This is a genomic window from Dellaglioa sp. CoH-55-MRSF-8 (assembly GCF_056782195.1).
On sequence record NZ_JBXAYH010000235.1, the window covers coordinates 1 to 251 of the forward strand.

Below are 251 nucleotides of genomic sequence, written 5' to 3' on the forward strand. Positions count from 1 at the left end.
TCGTTAAATCCCTTCGTAACGATGGTGTTCCCCAGGGTACAGCCAAGGCTCTCAGGGCACTTAAAAATGAGCTGACGAGTCTGCGCGAGATTGCATATCTGGGCGAGCTTAACGAAGAGACGCTGGACCTTACTGCACTCCGCAATTGGGATGTACTGTTGGTCCAACTTCTGGAAACTTCGCAAACGCGTTTCGACGAGCAGCGGATGCTGTTGACCAGCGATCAAGAAGAACAGACCCCGGCTTTGTCC

1 protein-coding gene is annotated in these 251 nt (G+C 52.6%); it reads left to right on the plus strand.

Annotation, left to right across the window (positions count from 1 at the left end; genetic code table 11):
* Window positions 1-251: hypothetical protein (locus AC1RPW_RS08590; RefSeq protein WP_481769544.1), on the plus strand; the 251-nt coding region annotated here is incomplete at both ends.